This window comes from Gelidibacter sp. F63206, assembly GCF_023015735.1.
The window spans coordinates 12326-32767 of record NZ_JALKAU010000071.1; the positions used below are offsets into that span (position 1 = coordinate 12326).

General features: G+C 38.3%; 16 protein-coding genes and 1 pseudogene. All 17 read right to left on the reverse strand.

Annotated features, from left to right (window positions below):
• Positions 1-62: 62 nt before the first annotated feature.
• Positions 63-794, reverse strand: a complete 732-nt coding sequence (locus MWU32_RS03510) for an MgtC/SapB family protein (RefSeq protein WP_246937844.1) — start codon at positions 792-794, stop codon at positions 63-65.
• Between the two features lie 100 nt (positions 795-894).
• The gene (locus tag MWU32_RS03515) at positions 895-2109 is read right to left on the reverse strand and encodes an MFS transporter (protein WP_317235147.1); all 1215 of its coding nucleotides are present in this window, start codon (positions 2107-2109) and stop codon (positions 895-897) included.
• 303 nt (positions 2110-2412) lie between these two features.
• Positions 2413-3660 (reverse strand): amidohydrolase family protein, encoded by a 1248-nt coding sequence (locus MWU32_RS03520; RefSeq protein ID WP_246937848.1) that lies wholly within the window; start codon positions 3658-3660, stop codon positions 2413-2415.
• A 589-nt stretch (positions 3661-4249) separates the two neighbouring features.
• The gene (locus tag MWU32_RS03525; RefSeq protein WP_246937849.1) at positions 4250-5383 is read right to left on the reverse strand and encodes a hypothetical protein; all 1134 of its coding nucleotides are present in this window, start codon (positions 5381-5383) and stop codon (positions 4250-4252) included.
• Positions 5384-5387: 4 nt separating this feature from the next.
• Positions 5388-7271, reverse strand: a complete 1884-nt coding sequence (locus MWU32_RS03530) for a T9SS type A sorting domain-containing protein (RefSeq protein WP_246937851.1) — start codon at positions 7269-7271, stop codon at positions 5388-5390.
• Positions 7272-7540: 269 nt separating this feature from the next.
• Positions 7541-10804 (reverse strand): CHAT domain-containing protein, encoded by a 3264-nt coding sequence (locus MWU32_RS03535; RefSeq protein WP_246937854.1) that lies wholly within the window; start codon positions 10802-10804, stop codon positions 7541-7543.
• 66 nt (positions 10805-10870) lie between these two features.
• The gene (locus MWU32_RS03540; protein WP_246937856.1) at positions 10871-11620 is read right to left on the reverse strand and encodes a tetratricopeptide repeat protein; all 750 of its coding nucleotides are present in this window, start codon (positions 11618-11620) and stop codon (positions 10871-10873) included.
• Positions 11621-11675: 55 nt separating this feature from the next.
• A complete protein-coding gene (locus MWU32_RS03545; protein WP_246937858.1) occupies positions 11676-12293 on the reverse strand; it encodes an RNA polymerase sigma factor in 618 nt (205 codons plus the stop codon).
• A gap of 383 nt (positions 12294-12676) precedes the next feature.
• Positions 12677-14596: a heavy metal translocating P-type ATPase gene (locus MWU32_RS03550; RefSeq protein ID WP_246937860.1), complete on the reverse strand. Its 1920-nt coding sequence runs from the start codon at positions 14594-14596 to the stop codon at positions 12677-12679.
• An 18-nt stretch (positions 14597-14614) separates the two neighbouring features.
• Complete coding sequence (locus MWU32_RS03555; protein ID WP_246937862.1) at positions 14615-14842, reverse strand: heavy-metal-associated domain-containing protein; 228 nt, start codon at positions 14840-14842, stop codon at positions 14615-14617.
• Between the two features lie 80 nt (positions 14843-14922).
• On the reverse strand, positions 14923-15549 hold the full coding sequence (locus MWU32_RS03560) for a DUF6448 family protein (protein WP_246937863.1): 627 nt from the start codon (positions 15547-15549) through the stop codon (positions 14923-14925).
• Between the two features lie 182 nt (positions 15550-15731).
• On the reverse strand, positions 15732-16841 hold the full coding sequence (locus MWU32_RS03565) for a helix-turn-helix domain-containing protein (protein WP_246937865.1): 1110 nt from the start codon (positions 16839-16841) through the stop codon (positions 15732-15734).
• Between the two features lie 215 nt (positions 16842-17056).
• Positions 17057-17680 (reverse strand): trimeric intracellular cation channel family protein, encoded by a 624-nt coding sequence (locus tag MWU32_RS03570; protein ID WP_246937867.1) that lies wholly within the window; start codon positions 17678-17680, stop codon positions 17057-17059.
• A gap of 266 nt (positions 17681-17946) precedes the next feature.
• Positions 17947-18252 (reverse strand): ribosome hibernation-promoting factor, HPF/YfiA family, encoded by a 306-nt coding sequence (hpf, locus tag MWU32_RS03575; protein WP_246937869.1) that lies wholly within the window; start codon positions 18250-18252, stop codon positions 17947-17949.
• 194 nt (positions 18253-18446) lie between these two features.
• Complete coding sequence (locus tag MWU32_RS03580) at positions 18447-18920, reverse strand: Dps family protein (protein WP_246937871.1); 474 nt, start codon at positions 18918-18920, stop codon at positions 18447-18449.
• A gap of 37 nt (positions 18921-18957) precedes the next feature.
• On the reverse strand, positions 18958-20019 hold the full coding sequence (locus MWU32_RS03585) for a 2,3-butanediol dehydrogenase (RefSeq protein ID WP_246937873.1): 1062 nt from the start codon (positions 20017-20019) through the stop codon (positions 18958-18960).
• A 69-nt stretch (positions 20020-20088) separates the two neighbouring features.
• Positions 20089-20442: pseudogene (locus tag MWU32_RS03590) on the reverse strand (DsbA family protein); the annotation flags it as partial.

Consider the following 20442-nt stretch of genomic DNA (forward strand, 5'->3'; position numbering starts at 1 on the left):
ATGAGATTAATGTCGAGTTTTTCGTCGTCGGAGTGAAAGTCTTCACCTTGAACAATATTTTACTAAAACTCCGTTTCTTGGCCAACCAACTTCCACCCTGCACGGGTAACTTCCAGTTTCATGATCAGGCTGGTCACCAAAGTTTCCAACAAATTTTCCTGATTGCCGATAGTTGCTACCTCAACCTGAATAATGATTTCTTCAGGATTTGTTTCTATAATATCTCTGTTGATCGAACGCAGAAGTAATTGATCATTCGTTTCAATATGGCTTAAAACCCAAAACCGAACGTTTGATTCAATATTTAAAGAACACTGAATGGAGACCTGATAATAGGTTTCTTTAACTTTGGTTTTACGATATGCAGAAAGTTTTGATAATCGAACACTTATAGGACGTAGCGTTAAATGGGACAAAACGACGGCAGTGGTAGTCACTATCGCTCCAGCGAAAAAGCCCATCCCAGCTAAGGTTCCAACCGCTGCAGAGCACCAGATAGTGGCGGCCGTGTTTAGACCTCTCACACCAAATCCATCTTTCATGATAACGCCAGCGCCGATAAAACCGATACCGGTGACTATCTGTGCCGTAACCCTTCCAGGATCTCCTCCAGCCAGACTATGTAGATCTAAAGATAATAGTACATAAGATGCCGCACCGATGGCAACCAAGGTATTGGTCCTTAAGCCGGCATCTTTTTGCTGCCACTGTCGTTCAAATCCGATAATCCCACCCAACAAAAATGCAGCGCCAATGCGAAAAATGTATTCGGTTATCTCCACAGATCCGTCCATATAAATACTTTTTTAGTGTTCAAAACCGATAGCATCCATTAAAATTCTAACCATTTAAACCCAGATACAAACATAGTCATAAGGTACCATAACTCAAATATCAACTCAACGACTTTTTTGCAAAAAATGAAATAATGATCCCCGGTATTGACAACGCAATAGCGAGGTAAACTAAACTCATTGGAGAGTAAATTCCGAGTAATAGTCCCGCAGCAGAAGATGCAATCATAATGGACAGGTTGAAGACAGAAGACTGAACGGATGTGGCCACGTCTTTCGCCGTTTCTACCTGTCTACTTACCGCTGCCTGCAACAGAGTAACCAAAGGTCCAAAAGAAACTCCCCATAAAAAGAAAGCGAAATGTCCCATCCCGGTTGTGCTTCCGAACATTAGAAAAATAATCATAGAGATGATCAGCAAGGCAAACATGGCTATGGTAAGCAGTCTTAAGTATTTATCGGTATATTTTATGGCCAACAGTACAGAAATCAAAGAGCCGATGCCAAAAAACAATAAGGCACTTTCAACCCCTCCTGCCAGCTGAATTTCATCAACCAAACTTGTGATATACACATAAACACCATAGTGTGCTATAACGCCAAGTAGGGTGAGCAATAAAACGATTAATACTTCGGGTATCTTTAATAGTGCGAATGGCGATGAGCTTTTCGTCAATTTTTCACCTGGAATGGAGGGCAGTGCAAAAAAGCTGATTAATGCGATAACAATAATAAAGGCACCAAGTCCAATAAATTCGGTTCGCCAGCCATAATCATTTCCTATAGCGGTCATGATCGGCATACCCACACTGATACCCAAAGTTGTTCCTGCCATAATTACTGCGATGGCTTTTCCGTGGTCCTTTTCATCTGCCAATCGCATCCCGTAGGCTGCAATCATTGGCCACATAACTCCGGCACAAATACCACCAATAACCCTCAAAATAATGATGATGGTGTAATTGTGGACAAGTCCGGCGATTATATTGGAAATGGCGAATCCTCCAAGCAAAATCATCAACAGATATTTACGGTTGACTTGCATGGTCAAGGATATTAGTGGGATAGCAAATATTGCAGATGCGATGGCATAATAACCCACTAGGTTTCCTGTTTGTACCTCGCTGATATTCAAATCGGCCATCATTAAGGGGAGGACGCCCGAAGGCATCAACTCAGAAAGTATTCCTACAAAGGTGACTGACGACATTAAAATCATAATCAGCCACGGAAAAGCACGTTTGGCTTGATCCGTAATATGTTGTTTACTCATATAATTTATTTTGAATGAAATGAAAGTTGCCGTGACCTCTATTTTGCCGCAAAGGTCGCTAAGCGTTCCGCCAAGGTCGCAATGTTTATGTAATTATTATTTAAAACTTCACGTTTTTTGCGTGTTTATTTAAGTTCTTTTTACGGTTAATTATGAGCAGAATACACTTGTATGCAATTAAGTTGTTAGTAATCTGATTCTTATGTTTATTCCCACCAGTGGGTTTTAATACCTCCAGGCTTGCCTCGATCAAAAAGACAATTCCTTATTCATACGTCGTGGGCTTGCCCGCCCGTGCCGGTCGGACGAGCCCCGAGGTTCTTTATTTTAATTACTTAAACAAATCTAAAAGCTCAACGGAATATCATAAGCCATCTCTTTACGACGGAATAAGAAATCACCATTTCTAACCGATGCCAAGACGTCTACTCGTTTACGAATTGCTTCATAAACGGTTGATTCATTAAGAACAATAAAGTTGGCCGCTTTACCTACTTCTAAACCGTAACTGTCATGAATGTTTAAACAACGGGCTCCATTGTAGGTGATCAAATCAAAAACTGTCTCAATCTCTTTTGGAGACATGGTTTGCGCCAAGTGGATGCCATTGTCCAAAATATTCATCATATTCCCATTCCCCATTGGATACCATGGGTCGTTAATGGAATCTTGTGCAAACGCCACATTAATACCTGATTCCATAAATTCTTTTACTCTGGTCAATCCTCTACGCTTTGGGTAAGTGTCCTGACGTCCTTGTAAATAGGCATTTTCTGTAGGACAAGAAATAAAGTTCATCTTACTTTTTTGGAATAAATCCATCATCCTAAAGGCATAGGAATTATCAGCTGAACCAAACGAACAGGTGTGACTTGCTGTAGTTCTTGTACCATAATCTTCCATAAGGACCAGCGCATTTAATAACTCCACAAAACGCGAATGGGTATCATCGGTTTCGTCACAATGCACATCAATCATTTTGTCGTATTTTAAAGCAAGACGAACGATATCGTGCACGGATTTTTCTCCGAACTCTCTTGCTGGTTCGTAATGTGGAATTCCTCCCACAATATCAGCTCCCATTTTAAGCGCTTCTTCCACTAATTCAAGTCCGCCCTTATACATGTACATGCCTTGCTGTGGAAAGGAAACGATTTGAATATCAACAATGTCCTTCAGCTCTTCCTTCATTTCCAACATGGCTTTTAGTGCAGTAAAGTTAGGGTCTGTAACATCAATATGGGTACGGATGTGTTGAACCCCTTGAGAAACTTCATCTTTAATCCCTTTCATGGCCAATCTCTTTACACTTTCTACAGTGAGCGTTTCCTTGAATTTAGGCCATAATTCAATGGCTTCAAACAGGGTACCTGAACCAGCTCCCGCTTGTCCAAGCTCAGATAAGGTATAGACATAGTCCAAATGCAAATGCGGATCTACGTAAGGTGGTAGAACGAGTTTGCCGCCAAGGTCGATTTCTTCTTCACATTTTGGTAAGTTAGTCCCGATCTGGGTAATTTTTCCATTTTCAACGATCATTTCGGTTGCGGCATCATTGCGATAAATTTTCGCATTAAAGAATTTTTTTTTCATTATAAATCTGAATTAAATTATTAAATTAATATTAGTTATAAAAATTGTTGTGTCTGAAAACACCCATAATTCGAAGGCTTTCTTGGATTGAAGAGGCTTTGACAACTTTTTTAAGATAAGGCTTAATTTCGTGGCTTCAGCTGACATTGGTCATAGAGCAACAACTTTTAACAAGATTTTATCTATTAATAGCTGGTAACTGGCAAAATCAGTTGATAGGATTAAGTAAGCAGTATAGTTCCAGTGTAATCATACCTGATCAATAATGGAATTGCTTATCAGAGCCTTGGTTTCTTCACTTTTTGAATGTCATAAAAAAAACAGCTTGGGTAATTCCAAGCTGTTATTGCACTTACAAATTTTAAAACGATCGTATTACTTAAAGAATGAAATAAAAAACAAGAAGTGATGCTGTTGTTAGACCGGGGTGCCTTCAGAGTTTAAACCAAGCACATCAATTTGTTTCAAAATATCCATAGGACCTTTGACGCCGATTATTGTTCTTGCAGGAAGATCGGCTTTGAAGAAGGTTCTGTGAATGTTGTTTAATTTCACAAGTCATTGAACGGTAAGGATTCAAAGAAACCAATCAATCCCAATTGTCCATTTCCAATTTGTTCCAGGTTCGGTTATTGATAAAATCGTCTTTGTTAGGGTCGTATTTATAGTTGTCTGAGCCTACATATTCGCCGTGAGTGTTAATCCAATAATGGTCATTGGTGGGGTCTATTTTATAGCGCTCGCCTGTGTTTGGGTCTTTCACGTTGGTTTTTCCGAGAATATAATCACTGATGCGTTCTTGGCGCTGTGCATTTGCCTCTTGGCTTGCTTCCCATTGTTTTTGGTTCCGCTCCCTTGATGCCAAATTTGCCTCATATTGCTTTTGGCGTGCTTCCCGTCCTCTTAGGAATGCCGCTTCTCTTTGTGCGTGGGCCTCGTTGCTTTTACGGATGGTGTATTCCGTTTGTTGGTTCATGCTACTAATCCACTGTGGGTTTACTTGTCTATTTATCAAGCCGTTGAGGTAATCTATTTTTGCTTCTTCAAAATAAGCCGAGGGAGCGCCAATGGCACTTCCCGCATATCCCCAATAGATATGATCAGAGGTCTGCTCAACATAATGATGCAATACGGTGAGCCACTTTGTGCCGTCTGGATCTATCCATTCAATACCTAGTGCCTTAATCTGTTTTGGGTTTTTGTCTACCTTAAATAACAAAGCATCAAAATTTTTGTAAAACTCCGCTATTTGATTCAAGGGATAGGTTTTGGTAATTTTTCTGTTGATAGAATTGCCATAGGGTACAAATATTTGGTCTATGACCTGTTCAATACTTAACGGATATTGCACTTGCATACCGGTTGCCTGATATAGCTGAAGCGTAGATGGGTCATTTGAATAGACATAGTTCATTCCCTTTTCTCCATACACTTTTATGCCGTTTGGGCCAGTATAGGCAAATTCGCCATTGGCGTGTTTTTGCCATGTTTCAGGAAATGGCAGCCGCTCTACTACCATGCCGTTGCGGGTGTCTTTCACATAAAAATATTGGAGTCTTTTTTTTGAATTTTCCAGCTTATTGAACTCCTCTTGGGTTATAATGCCATTTGTAGCTGTAACTGATTCGTTTATTGCTTCACCGTTATCCGCTTTTGAAGAGGAAAGACAGGAATGGAAGATTATAGCAAATATGAACATGACCATTAGTTTAAAATTCTTCATCCTTTTAGTTTTTTATAAGTTTCAGCGTTTTGGAAACTCCTTCTGAGGAAACTTTTACAAAATAAATTCCTGCGGAAGTGTTTATTTCCTGCTCAATAGTTTTGATTGAAGTATATTTATTTGAAGAAATTTGCTGTCCGAGCATATTGTGAATTTGCAAGTTTACATCTGAATAGTCCTTTCCAAGATCAATTGTGAAATGGCCGCTTGAAGGGTTTGGATACATTGCAAGATTGCTCAAGATGTTTTCGTCGGTTCCCAAAACGATATTGGTTATTTTTAGAGTAACGTTGGTAGGATTACAGATGACATCAAACGTATAATTATGAGAATTATATTGCGCGGTAACAGTTGTTGGGAGATTACAACTGGAAATGCTGTTTGCGGTAAGAATTACAAATTCGTCATTCTGATTTGCTTCATAAGTAAGATCTACCAAAATATTTCCATCCATAATGGCATTGCCTTGCACATCAAAAACATCATATTCTGTGCTAGGTGTTGGTCCTTGTATCTCTGTGGTCAAGATTGCGTTTGCAGATGCTGTGTAATTACCTATATGGGTCAAAGTGCCTGGGAAACCGCCAGGGGAGATGGTGCCTTCAAAAGTTGTTGGGTTTGATAAGGACACGGAGCCATTTCCGGTTATTGTACCATTTCCAGTAAGCATATATGTGTCAAAACTTAGAAGCCCGTTTTCAGCTATAATCGTTCCTGGGCTAATGTTATTGACGTGTGCAGAGATTGAAAACGTTCCCGTGGTTTGTTCTTTTTTAATAACTCCTGAGTTTTCAATAGTCCCGCTCCCCCTTGTAAATGAAATATTGGAATCTTCATTGAGATTGATAATTCCAGTGGTAGTATTTGTGATTGTTGGACTACCATAACCTAAAATAAGTGACCCGGTACCGTTATAATTTATTGCGCCTTCGTTTTTTAAATCAGATAGCCCCGCAAGAGATTTTCCATTTGCAGAAACAATGTTGAGGATGCCTCTATTGATCAAGGTTCCGTCGCCATTGAATCCTCCCGAAAACCAGTTTACACCTGCTGGTCCATTAAAGTCAAAAATTGCCTCTGTACCCGAGTTTACCTGAAGAATCCCCGTCCAGTTTATGGGTCCATCCAATTGTCCGCTAAGTGTTCCAACGCATGTTAGATTATCCGCCCATTCCAGAATTCCTGTATTAGAAACGTTATATGTGCCATCAGTGAGAACATTACTCGCATTTTGCAGTGTTAATGTTCCACTTGTTACTGAAATGATTCCGTCATTATTTTGCAATGGTATGTTTATACTAAATACACCCGTGCCCTGTGCTCTATTTATGGCTCCTGTATTTACTATAGTTCCTGCACCACTTGCGGCGGAAATATAGCTGTCTGAGTTCAGATTTATCACCCCAGAGGTCAAATTGTTGACTGTTGGGCTTCCATAGCCTATTGCCCATCCACCAGTTCCGTTGAAGTTTATTCTTCCTTCGTTATTGATGATTATTTGATTTTGCAAAAGATGACCCTCATTGCCTTCCAGATTAAATGCTCCAAGGTTTGTAATAGTACCATTTCCATAAATAAATCCTGAGTTCCAAATTAATACAGCGTTTGTTGAAATTGAAGAAGTGGATGTTATAGAAAAATGACCGTTTATGGTTAGCATTGCATTTCCTTGCAAATCAAATGACTTAATATGTGCTTCCCCTCCACCAACAATAATATCGCTACCCGAAGGAATTATAACATCATGATCAGAATTTGGAATACCAGAAGGACTCCAGTTTTCGGCAACATTAAAGCTACCACCCAAAGGCCCTATCCAAGTTTTGGTCTGTGCTGAAATAGTCAAGCAAAAAATGCTCAATACTGAAAAAAATAATAGTCGTTTCATAATATTTGGATTTGTGTTAATGAATATTTATTTTGAAACTCAGAGCGACATTGCTGTGGCGGGTTTCTAACCTTTTAACGATGGTGTTTAAAAAGGTCATCACTGTTTTTTAGAAAAAAGAAAAAAGAAAGAGGAAAGAAGAAAGAAAAAAGACTGGTGACGGATAATTGATGACGGAATGCGGAATCTGAACCCTCTGGTTGGACCACGATTTGAAGTTTTAATGACAATCACTAAAAAAAACTGGGTGTTTGGTTATAAAGTTTGAATTATGAGTTTGGCGATTTCTTTCTTTTTAGAATAAAAAATATAATAATGCCAATCAAAAACAAACCTATTGCCCACCACCAAACTGGATTGATTCCTGTTTGCAACTGAATGGGAGCGGTGTCGCCAATCAGTACCATGCCTGCCCAATATTGGGGCGATACAGTGCGACCTTTGGCACTGGTAATGAAGTTTAGTTTTGCTTGCCTCAGGGCTTCATCTTTTGCCATTCCTTCGGCGAGATTATCGTAAAAATTTTGGATGATCTTTACACTGCTTTCTTCGTCAATTTGCCAAAGACTGGTCAAGATGCTTTCGCTACCGGCATAGTTGAAGGCGTGTGCCAAAGAAATCATTCCTTCACCGGGCTGGTAGGTAGGTTTCCCGGTTTCGCAGGCCGTTAAGATGGCAAGGTTTGAACTTAGATTGGTGTTGTAAATCTCGAAAGTGTACAATGAATTTTCGTCGTAGCTGTCATCGCTTGCGTACTTTTTCGCAAAAATAAGACGCGAAAATTCAGGACTCACATTGTTGCTTTCTGCATGGGTGCCAATGTGAATTATTTTGTGTTCGCCGGCATTGGCTTCAAAAATCTGCTTTGTTGAATTTTCGTTTAAAAACGATTTTCCATTAAAAATCTTAGAGTAATTCTTAGCCAATTCTACACTACTGGGTTGCGATAGTAAAGTGAGGTAAGCAATATCACTATTAACGGAATCTGTAATGGCAATCTTGTATTCGCTTTTCATTTTTTTAGTGAAACCGGGCGCAAAAGCAACAAAGTTTTCAGAAAACATTTTGGGTTTTTTATCTTCATTTAATAGCAATAGACTAAAGTTGTACGAAATGGAATGGCTCGCCAGTAAACTATTAGTGGTAAGTTCTTTATAGTTTTTTATTTTGGAAGGCGTTAAGGTTTCAAAACTTAAATTGAAGAGGGCACCATCTGGAATAATAATTACTTTTTCGTTACTAATACGGGGGCTCAAAGGTTTCCACAATTGCTGATAAAGTTCATAAAGTAGGGTGGATTCTTCTTCCAAAGTTATCTTCGGATCAATTAATTTTTCAATGTGATTTTTTACAGATTCGTATTTCAGGGGAAGAATACTTCGGTTTTTGTTATCCAAAACAATTCCGTACAAATTTTTATCGATAAACAAATAGCGAATTATAGTAGTGTTGGCGGGAATATATTTTTGTAAATCTTTAAGTGAAGCATCCAAGGTGGCATACTTCATTTTGTAATATTTGGGAAAGGCTGTTTTCAAAGAATCTAAAAACGAATTATAAATAGTACTCGCCTCGAGATAATTTTGAAATGATGTGGTTGAATCTTCACTTAAAGCGCTGAGGTTAATGGCTTCTTTTTTTAACGCGCCTTCCCTTTTTATAACTGCTTGTGGGACGTCTGCAAAATTGATTTCATCTTGAAGCTTCAGCTTAGAACGAATGGTATAATAAACACTGTTTTCGTGGGTTTCTATAAGTTTGGTAAGATATTTTTTGTTTTTGGTTTGGGAGAATAAATCGTAATATAGCTGTTTTGTGAATCTGTAAAGTCCCAGAAAATTTGAATACAGCACATTCACATTATCGTCTTTTGAAATCAGGGTTTTCTGCTCCTCCAGAATTTTGAAGGCATCGTCCATAGTTTTTAAAAGACTTTTTAGAAAAATAGAATCTTTGGTAGTGTTCTGTGCGTAAAGAGCTTCCGATCTTGCTAAAATCAACAAAGGTTTGCGGTAGGTCAATTTTAGAGCATCGAGTGTTGTGCTTTTATTTTGGGAGCGAACATCAATATAATCTATTCCTTTTTCGCTCCATTCAGCGGCTTTCGGGTAATCACCAATAGTGTAATATACTTCCGAAAGGTTTAGCATAAGAGCGATGAGATCGCTGTTGTTTTCGCCTCCGTTCTTTTTTAAATAATTATAGGCATTTAAGGAAGTGGTAACTGCGGCTTCACTTTTACCGTTTAGCGCCAAAAACAAGCTTTTATCCTGTGCAAAACTTAAGTAAGTATCGTCTAGGTTTTCGCCGAGAGCACCTTTATATAATTTTTCGGCATCGCTGTATGATTTTTCCGCCTTTTCAATTTCGCCTTTTAGGTCGTAACAATTCGCCAGATTAGCAGTGGCAATGGCCTGCCAATACATATCTGGGCTGGAATCGGTATCGTAAATCGCAAGCACTTTTTCTAAAGAAATAATAGCTTTGTCTGTTTCTTTTAAAGCCATTTGCGACTGGGCCAACAGTATAAGCGCACGTGGAATTTCGGGGTCGCCTGGGAGGTATAATTGATCCCGGTTATTGTATATGTAGGCCATAAGTTTATAAGCCCTATCTACGTGGCCAATGTTAGAGTAAAGCGAGCCAAGGTTTGAAATACCGGTCCATTTCAGGCGTTTACTTCGCGAAACAACACGAACGTCCTTTGATGCTTTTATAACATAATTGCAATCTTGAATGAGTCTTTCCAGGGTTTGTAGAGATTCAGAAATATTGCCGCGAGCTTCCATTACTAAAGCCATATTTAATTTAATACCTGAGGAGGAGTACACTTTATAAACCGAATCCCCCTGTATTTTTTGTAAGGTTCCAATAGCATTTTCAAAGAAGTATTGCGCACTGTCTAATTTTTGGGACTGCCACATCATAATTCCAAAAAAATTGTTGACGTCAGCGATCTTTTTATAGTTTTTTATCTTGGATTTTTTTAATTCTGAAAGTGCTTTTTTAGCCTGTTCGTTGGCGTCCAGAAATTTTCCAGATATGTAATAGGAATACGTTAACGCATAGTAAGCCTCGCCAATTTCATTGTGGGTGGCATCGGGGACGGAACGTATTGTGTTTAGCGATTCCTCAGCAGCATTGAAAGATGCGGTGATCTTTCCCAATTCCTCATAAAGTTGAGAAAGTCCCGACAATGCTATGTGTTGAGCGCGTTTGGATGCTCCGAGTGTTTTTAGGTTTTTAAAAAACGCATCGGCTTTTTTGGCCGCATCTTCTGGGTTGCTTTTTAAGAGCGCAACCTTTCCAACATATACAATGTATTGCGCCAATGAATCTATTTGTTTGGCTTGTTTAAAATTTTCAATTTGCGTTTGTAGTGCAGCATCCGCCTCATTCAATTGATTGTTTAACAGATAGGAGTCTATTAATTTAGTGCCGGATAATTCCGTGTCTTGACCGAAGCTGTTTTGGAAGAAAACTAAAAAAGCGATCAGGATTAAAAGTAAAAAATTGTTGTATTTAGATACCATACAATCTTAATTAATACAATCTGAAATAACACTTGCAATTATATGCGTCAAAACTATAGACTCTATTTATTCATTTAATGCATATAACAATTTGTTGTTTCTATCAGAAGGATGTGCTTTTAACAGTTGTTTAGCTTCTTCAATTTTGCCTAACTTTATTTTAGCCAAAGCCGTATAATGGGCTGCATCTTCTGTAAAGATACCTTCGTTAAATTTACTTGCAGGTTCTAAATATTCCAATGATTTTTCAGCATTTCCTTCGGCTAAATAGGCCACGCCTAAAAAGTAATTCAAAGTATCATTTTCTGTTTTTTCTGGGAGCAGTTTTTGCCACCAGTTAATGGCTTCTTTATATTCTTGACGTTTATAAACAACCATTCCTTCGTAAAAATCATATTCGTTTGAGGCACCCATAACAGTTCGCAAACCTGGGTCTGCTTCAAAATGTGAGACGAAGATTTTTTCAGGTGAATTACTGCTTTGAAACATCCAAAGAACTCCAAAGGATACAACCAACACTGCGGCAATGGCATACCAAATAAGCTTTGGGTTCATTTTCTCGGCAGACAAAATTTTTACCTTAGTATCATTTTCATCAACTGAAATATGTTCATGAAATTCCTTTATTTTTGATTGCCTGATTCTATCCTCAATTTGTTCTCTTACTTGCTTGATGTGTGCAATTTTCGCGTCAACGTTAGGGATTTGAGTCAGCTCTTCATTTAACATAAGTTTTTTATCAGAAGCCTTGTCTTGTTCCAGATACCTTTCAATTAGATCCCATTCCAATTGCGTTATTTCAATTTGGGGTTTCATTTATAAATTTTATTTTTAACTCACAACTCACAACTCACAACTCACAACTCACAACTCATTGCTGCCAACTAACGTATCCAAGTGCCAATTCCTTCAACTTTTGGATACACCTATATTTTTTATTTTTTGCCGAGGCCTCTTCTATATTTAGATTTTCGGCAATGGTTTTCATAGACATTTTATTAAAATAAAACTGGGTTAGTAGGTCTTTGCAAGCTTTTCCTAAGCTCTCAAAAGCGCTTAAAGTTATGGACATCTGTTCCTCGCTTTTTTCCATTTCGCTAGTTTGCATTGTTTCATCTGCTGCCAGATGATATGATTTTTCATCTATTGCAATAATCTTTCTTTTGGCCACACGCCTTGTTTGGTCTATCCATTTATTTTTCGCCGCAGTAAAAAGATAGGCTTCTAACTCTGTCTTGTTCTTGGGCTTAAATTTTCCCGAACTTAATTTCTTCCAACACGCGAAAAAAGCATCCTGAAAAACATCTTTGGCATTCTCTAAAGTCCCTCCATTTTTAAGGATATAATATTTGGTTTTGGGGTATTGAGCAATATAAAATTCTCTTATGACAACTTCTTTATTTGTTAAAAAAGCATCCAAGAGCGTAAATTGACCTAGATTTAGAGTTTCTTCCATAAAAATTGTATGGAAATATACAATTTTTTTCACTCAATGTTAAGGTTCAATCATAATTCAAATCCTGAATAATTTATAAATAATATGCAGGAATATTTACTTTGTTTATTGATATAACGGCAGGTTCCAAAAAGGTCATCAAAAAATTAGCTGATTTCTGAAGTCGGATTCTAAGTCTGGGTTTCTGAGGTATATGGCGTAACTTCTTCCGAAGTTTTGTGTTTCATCAAAGAAGTTTGAGGAAATTAAAATAAAGCGGCGGCTTGGAAAACTTTTACCGCGCCATCGGGAAGCAAGGTTAGCCAACCCAATCTGAAGCTGTCCAGAATTTGATCTGTGATAAACTTGTCACCCAAACTTGTGATGAAAAAGAGGAGGCCATTTAATGAGTAATTAACGGCCTCTTATCTTTCAATTTAACGTTCAGGAATAAGCTTTATTTCCTCCAGAGAAGGCACTTCTTTTCGAGAAGTAGATCGTTTAAAGCGGCTAATTGGGTTAAAGCTGACTAAACGGATAGCATTTAGAATTACCAAAAGTACACTCAATTCATGAATCAGCATTCCCGATGCTAGATTCACGTTTTTTGTCAAGACCCCCGCCAACAATAGGGCTACTGTTCCTACTGCAATAAACATGTTTTGTTTCATATTTCGCACCGTGGCTTTGGCAAGCTTCACCGCATGAGTCAATTTATCAAGATTATCCGCCATCAGAACCACATCTGCTGTCTCCATGGCAATATCGGTGCCTGCCACCCCCATGGCAATGCCAACATCGGCGGAAGCAATGGCAGGGGCATCGTTTACGCCATCTCCCAACATGGCGAGCTTTATACCTTTCCCCATACATGCTTTAACTTTTAGAGCCTTGTCTTCAGGGAGCAATTCGGCATATATATGGTCCAATCCCAATTGTTCACCCACTATATTGGCAGTATGCTTATTGTCTCCGGTGAGCATTACCAAGTGTTTAATGCCCGCAGCCCGGAGGTTGTCTATAGTGCTTTTAGCCTTGTCTCTTATGGTATCGGCAATTGAAATAATTCCCAAGACCTTTTTGTCATCGGCAATAAAGACGGCTGTATTTCCGGCTCTTTCCTGCTGAGTGGCATAAGATTCCACTTCAGTTTCTATGGAGATTTCATTTTGAAAAAGTCCCTTTCGATTGCCGATGAAGAGTGGTTTTCCACCTAATTTGACTTCAATTCCGCGACCTTTAAGCACATTCACTTCTGTAGGTTTGTTCAGAAGTTTTAATCCGGTTCTTTCCGCTTCTTTTACAATAGCTCTTCCCAAATGATGTTCTGAGATGACTTCCGCTTCGGCAGCCATGAGGAGTAATTCCTCTTCAGTGATACCAAATCCTTTAATGGCGGTAACTTCCGGCTTTCCTTTGGTTAAGGTTCCTGTTTTGTCAAATACAAAAGCGTTTAATTTAGCCAGATTCTCCATGACTTCTCCTCCCTTAATCAAGATACCGTTGCGGGCAGCGTTTCCAATTCCCGCCACAATCGATACAGGAGCGGATATAACCAAAGCCCCAGGACAAGCAATAACTAGAAAGGTTAGCGCTAAATGGACGTCCTGTGTAATCGCCCAGACGAGGACAGAAAGAACCATAATTCCCGGAGTATAAATGGTAGCAAACCTCTCTAAAAACCGTTGGGTCTTAGCTTTCCCTTCCTGAGCTTCTTCTACCAATTCGATGATTTTAGCGAAGGTGGTATCCTCTCCAACATGTTCTGCTATGACCTCTAGATATCCACTGTCTAAAATACTCCCGCTGAATACTTGATCGTCCGGACCTTTACTTACGGGAATAGATTCACCGGTAATTGCGGCTTCATTCACAGAGGCGTTTCCTGTGATAACTCGACCATCAATTGGAATTTTTTCTCCAGTTTGAACGATGACCAAATCATTTTTTATAACCTCCTCTGCCATGATTGTGGAACGTAAGCCATCGCGGACTACAGTTGCTTCCAAAGGCGCCATGTCCATTAGGGATTTTAGCGAGGCACGCGCTTTTTCTAAAGAACGTCCTTCCAGAAACGCCCCAAAAAGGAACAGGAAAGTAACGGCTGCTGATTCCACATACTCCCCAATAATCAGTGCACCAATAACGGCTATGGTCACCAAAAGCTCTATGCTGAACATTTTGAGGCGAGATGCTTGCCAGGCTTTTATAAATGTTGGAATACCGGCCACTATGGAAGCTGCAATCAGAAGCGCATTCAATAGCAAGTTGTTCCATTTGAACAAATAGGTTGTTAATGCAGCAAGAATCAAAATTCCTGCTGCATACATTATTCTATTTACTTGTTTAGCTTTCATAATCTTATTTACTGTTTATTAGGATACAATTGGGAAGCCTACTTTTTGTATCACTTCGGCCAATCGATCGGAAGAAACTTTTTCTTCGTCATAATCTATTTTTACTTTGCTGGAGTTAAAAAGCACTTTGGCCTTATTTACTCCTGGTTCTTTGTTTAAAACGCCTTCTATCCTTGTAATACAACTTGGACAGGTTAGGGTTTCTAATTGAAATCTTGTTGTTTTCATTTTTTCTATAGTTTTCATTTTTATTGTTTTTTATCTGTTATCTGTTATCTGTTTTCCGTCACTGATCCTACTGATATAGTGTCTTGAATGAATTGTGGTTAGTGGGAAATATCTCCATGTAATATATGTTCTAGGGCTTCTAATGTATGTGTGTATTGCACATAGGCATGTACATATTCACGGCCTTGCTCAACGGATTCATCTTTCGTTTTTCCGAGGGTTGCTACTGTAGCATATCGCTCTCTTAATACGTGTTCCAAATGAATGGTTACGGTCTTTATGACATCCTCTACGTTATTATTTGCGATTGAGTTATCCGCCATTTCTACCAACGCAGTCATTGATCCTGCTGGTTTTAAGCCTGTAAATGGAGCGCCTTCAGTTTCTCTGTGCAATCTGACAAGTGTTTCCAGAAAATGTTTCTCAACGATAGCATAGACTTGTTTGTCCTCATTTTTTAAACGGTATGTTTTATCGAACAACGGAATGATTTCCTTTTCTTGTTGTGGCTCAATCCATTTTAAAACCAGCTGCACATTATTTTGATCCAATGCTTTCAAGGCATCTTTAATAACTGGGCCGTCATAGGAATCGCAATGTGCAAATCCAGACATATTGACCAACATAAACGCGAATGCCAAAAGAATTGATCGCATGTTGAATTTAAAAATCTGTTCTACCTTTAAGGGGTTTGAAACGGTTAATTTTCTTGTTTGAGTTTTCATAATATGTGTTTTTAGAATTAATAATTTATTTTGATTTTCTGTAAACAAAACTATGGACTAAATCAAGAGTGTGCGACCTATCTTATAAGATGGCACTGTTTTAAGGGGGAGTAGACGTCCCACTTTATAAAGTAGGACGTGGAAAGCTTAATCCTTAAAGGTGGAAATGGTTGATTCTTAGATTATCGTTGAGAATCTCGAAATTCGCTTGGGGTGGTATTGGTAAATTTTTTGAATACACGGTTAAAAGCAGATTTAGAGTTAAATCCACTTTCGAAGGCGATGCCAAGTAAAGAATATTTATCGAATTCAGGATCTACAATTTTATTTTTGACTTCTTCAACTCTATATTTATTGATAAAATCGAAGAAATTTTGACCGTATACGTCATTGATGACCTGCGAAAGATGATGATGAGGTACATTAAGGCTTTCGGCCAGTTTGGGCAAGGTCAAGTCGGGTTCTAAATAGGGTCTTTCAGTTTTAAAATAATCATCTATTTTACAGAAACACTGTTCCAAAGCATCATCCTTTAATTTGGAAGGTGGGTTTTCAGTTTCGATAATAGGATCCTTGGCTTCTTCATCACTAAAGTTGACAAAAACGCCTATTTGTTTTAATCCAAAATATCCAATCAAGATTATAAATGCCGAAAGTGATAGCATCAGACCATTAATGCAAAAACTCATTGAAAACAGATGGAAAACGGCTGAAATGACTAAGGATGTCCATATTATTCCAAAGGCAGGGATCAATCTCCCCAACCAATCCAATTCAAAATCCTTGGAAGAAAAATTGAGGATGGACTCCTTGGTCTTGTGGAACTGCCTTTGAGCCAGAACAAAATATATTGGTCCTGAGAGTGCGGTCAATACAAGAAAAAATAAATATAGGATGGGCGTTTCGGCTACAGTGTCGGAATCGTGACCTATCCTAATTCTTTCTGAATAGGCGGGAAAATCAGAGGCAAAAATCAAATAAAAGATAAATGCCGCAAATGGTGCAAAGTGCCAGAAGTTTTTGGTTTTAAATCGGGTGTGGTTGAAAGTAAGAGTAGAAACATACAAGTATAAGAAAGGGCCGTTTAATAAGAACATTGCAATAATAATGCTAGATAAAAGAGGGGTGTTGAAGAGGTATTCCATAGAAAAAGCGTAGATGCCTGTAATACCGCCCAAATACAAAAGCCAAATACTGAAGATGCGGTCATGCAGAAATTTTGGTTTTTTCTGAAGCAGAAGTATCAGAAAAAAGAATGCATTGAAAGAAGCAATAAACAAAATATATTTCATCGGCTTAATGTCGCTATTTTAAAGTTTTCCTAATTCAGTGACCAAAATTTTAAAGGTTGCAAAAAATCTTTTTAAATAAAGCAAACCTACACTCTTTTTAATGTCTATTTGACAAATACTATCCTGCCATAAATTGAGATTCATTGGCGGCTCTTTCTTCTATTATCAGTTGGATATTTGATCTAATTACCATCTTCTTATTGTATTTGGATACGCTATGATGCTGGTTTCTCTGGTTTGTAAATGGTAGGTAAATGCCAATGATATTTTACTGATAATAATCGGAATAAAACTATAATGACGAGACAAATAATTTCAACAGACAGTTTTGGCATTCCAAAGTTCAACAAAACGAAAAATATAGTGCCACCTAAAATACAAGTGGTCGCATAAATCTCTTTTTTGAAAATAAGCGGGATGTTGCTTAAGGAAACATCCCTTATCACACCGCCAAAACAAGCTGTAATTGTCCCAAGTGAGATACTGATTATGGGATGTAAGTCGAGTGTAATCCCTGTTTGAATGCCAACCACAGTAAAAAAACCAAGTCCGATAGAATCGAAAAACAATAAAACGTTATGGTAGTTTTTTATCACACTTTTAAAAAACAGGACGGCTATGGTCGTGATCAGCACAACTACTGCCGAGCTCAGGTCGAGCATCCAATTGACGGGAACTTTACCAATAAGGACATCCCGCAAAGTACCTCCGCCCAACGCGGTGATAAATGCGATAATAAAGACCCCAAAAACATCAAGTCTTTTTTCCATCGCGGCAAATGCACCCGCAATACTAAACGCCGCAGTGCCGACAATTTCAATAATTCTGAGAGATTCCAATACTTATTTAGGTTTAGTGTTAAGAAGCTAATTTACAAAAGTGAAAAGTTCTCGTATTATTCAAATCTAACTAAATAATAAAACTGAATTAACCGTGATGGACCAAATACGTCATATAAAATACAATGTTTCAATTCGGACACGGAGCCTCCAAGCCGTTTTTTAAAACCTTCCTAAATCAATTCTAAACCGAAGACGGCGCTTTTAATCCTTTGTTTAAAAACGAAACTTGATTTCAGGACATACAGAATTATAAATGTTGAAATTTAGCGCCTTTCCAATTGTTTTTGCAATTTATCTTCTACTGCGGTCAACAGCGCATGAAAATCATCTCCATATTCTGAAGCGAAGGGATCATTCCCAGGGATGCCTAAACGAATACTGACCTGTTTTTGATTGGTGCTTTTATCTTTTTTATCCTCCAAGTAGATATCTGCCCACTCTATTCTGTCATAAAACCGGCTAAGACGTGAGATAACTTTACGTATCGTATCTCTAACATCGTCTCCAATTGAGATATCTACCGCCTCTATGTTAATTTTTATTCCGGAAATATTATCTGTGTATTTCATAAAGATGTTGTTGTAAAGATTAGTAAATTTGAATACCTCGGGGCACTGCCCGAGGTGTTTTGTTCGGAAACAGGACTGTAATACCTAAGATGATATCTGCTTTCATGATAGGAAAGTCATTTGATCATTGTTTTAATTGCGTATTACAGTCGTAAATCCATTTTCAGTTTGTTAAAAACTGATGACTATTTAAATTATTTTAAATATGCAGAATACATCCAAACCAATTTTTCTTGTTCACGAATGTAATCGCTCATCAATGCATTGGTTCCTTCGTCTTCTGCATCTGCAGATAGCTCCAAAATTTCGCGTTGTAGGATGATAATGATCTTGAAGGATTCAAGAGTGTCTTTCATATCCTGGATCCCATCGGCTACTTCAGAGCTTTCTTTGATTTTTGCATCTTTCTGATAAATAGAGAATTTGTGGTTTGGCGTGTGGCCAAGCGTTCGGATTCGTTCTGCTACTTCGTCAATTTTGATGAATAGATCTTCGTAGAGTTCTTGGAATTTGTCGTGTAATTCGAAGAATTTATCTCCTTTAATATTCCAATGGTATCCTCTGACGTTTTGATAAAAGATGGAATAATCTGCCAAAAGTTCATTTAGTTTTTCTGCAAGTACTTTGGATTTTTGAATATCCAAACCAATTGAATTTAATTTTGCCATTTCTTTTAGTTTTAAAATTTATGTTACAATTTAATTATTAACGGTTGATATCAACCAATATTTTTACTTCGGAGGGGTCTTTTGTAAGTGCCTCAAAACCCTTTTCTACGATCTCATCTAGAGAAATTACACTGGTAATTAACTTTTCCACAGGCAATCTACCACTGCTGATCAAAGCAATAGTCTCTGGAAAGATGTTGCGATAGGCAGCTGTACCAATAATGGTCAACTCCCTTAAGGTTTGATTTAAGGCGTCGTGGGTTACTTTTTCACCAAAGAGAGCCACCAAGACGGCTGTGCCACCGTTGCGTAAGCTGTTGATGCCTGTGTCAAAGGTGGCTTGCACGCCTGCAGCATCGATAAAAACATCAACACCATGACTCGTTATTTCCTTGATTTTTTGAGTAATGTCTTTGTCTTTGGCGTTAAAAGTATGGGTAGCTCCAATTTCCTTGGCCTTCTTTAATCTGTTTTCAGAAAGGTCTGAAACGAAAATTTGAGAAGCACCAGTTGCCAAAGCGACTTGAACGGTTAATAAACCAATGGGACCTGCACCTATGATGAATACGGTATCTCCCAATTTCATACCACTGCGTTGTACAGCGTATGCTGCCACTGCCGCAGGCTCTACAATAGCACCTTGTTCAAAAGTCATGGAATCGGGCATTTTGTGTACCATATAGTCTTCTACCACTACGTGTTTTGCAAAGGCTCCATTGGAGGTTAATCCAACAAAACCGAGCGGTTCTGAAAGGTTGTATTCTCCGGTGACTATAAAAGGACTTTCTGGATTCCTAAAAATGGGTTCTACCGTTACTCGGTCACCTTTTTTTATGTTTTTTACGTTGTTCCCTACTTCTTCAACGACGCCCGAAAACTCGTGTCCAAGGGTTGTTGTTCCCTGATGCCCGTTAAGAGCGTAGGGTTCCTCAACCGGGATTAGTTGTGGTCCAGCGTTGTATTCGTGCAAATCTGATCCGCAAATTCCGGCAAACTTCACTGCAATCTTTACTTGGTTTTCTTTTGGTGAAGGCACTTTAGTTTCTTCTACTCTTATATCTTTCACTTTATGCCAGCGGGCGGCTTTCATCATCTTCATAATTCTATCTTTATTTTATTTTAAATACCACCTAATTGCCCAAATTAATCTTTATGAGTAATTTGTAAATTATTGGTTCAGATTTTCGATGGTCCATATAGAACCGTTTTTTGTCGTATGCTTTTCTAATTTGCCTTTCTCGACAAGCTCATTTAATTGTTTTTCGCTTTCGCTTCTTGGAGTTCCTGATAATTCAGAAAACTCTTTTGCGGTGAGCGTTGGATATATTGAGAATAATGTTTCCCAATTCTTACTGTATTCACTTTTCGTTGCGTTTGGATTCAATTTTAAAATGGCCATTTCATAAAAAGCATAAGGCCTGGTGCCATAAACGGTTTCTTGATTGCCAGCATCATCAACAAAAAACATGGTTGGAAATCCTCTTACCCCAAATTCTTGTCCTAACTTTAAATCTTCCTGGAA

Bases quoted from the DNA above. Each gene is read 5' to 3' on its own strand.
- MWU32_RS03565 (WP_246937865.1), bottom strand. From the start codon at position 16,841: ATGAAATATATTTTGTTTATTGCTTCTTTCAATGCATTCTTTTTTCTG.
- MWU32_RS03550 (WP_246937860.1), bottom strand. From the start codon at position 14,596: ATGAAAGCTAAACAAGTAAATAGAATAATGTATGCAGCAGGAATTTTG.
- MWU32_RS03520 (WP_246937848.1), bottom strand. From the start codon at position 3,660: ATGAAAAAAAAATTCTTTAATGCGAAAATTTATCGCAATGATGCCGCA.
- hpf (WP_246937869.1), bottom strand. From the start codon at position 18,252: ATGAAATACACAGATAATATTTCCGGAATAAAAATTAACATAGAGGCG.
- MWU32_RS03585 (WP_246937873.1), bottom strand. From the start codon at position 20,019: ATGAAGATGATGAAAGCCGCCCGCTGGCATAAAGTGAAAGATATAAGA.
- MWU32_RS03510 (WP_246937844.1), bottom strand. From the start codon at position 794: ATGGACGGATCTGTGGAGATAACCGAATACATTTTTCGCATTGGCGCT.
- MWU32_RS03525 (WP_246937849.1), bottom strand. From the start codon at position 5,383: ATGAAGAATTTTAAACTAATGGTCATGTTCATATTTGCTATAATCTTC.
- MWU32_RS03580 (WP_246937871.1), bottom strand. From the start codon at position 18,920: ATGGCAAAATTAAATTCAATTGGTTTGGATATTCAAAAATCCAAAGTA.
- MWU32_RS03555 (WP_246937862.1), bottom strand. From the start codon at position 14,842: ATGAAAACTATAGAAAAAATGAAAACAACAAGATTTCAATTAGAAACC.
- MWU32_RS03540 (WP_246937856.1), bottom strand. From the start codon at position 11,620: ATGAAACCCCAAATTGAAATAACGCAATTGGAATGGGATCTAATTGAA.
- MWU32_RS03530 (WP_246937851.1), bottom strand. From the start codon at position 7,271: ATGAAACGACTATTATTTTTTTCAGTATTGAGCATTTTTTGCTTGACT.
- MWU32_RS03560 (WP_246937863.1), bottom strand. From the start codon at position 15,549: ATGAAAACTCAAACAAGAAAATTAACCGTTTCAAACCCCTTAAAGGTA.
- MWU32_RS03535 (WP_246937854.1), bottom strand. From the start codon at position 10,804: ATGGTATCTAAATACAACAATTTTTTACTTTTAATCCTGATCGCTTTT.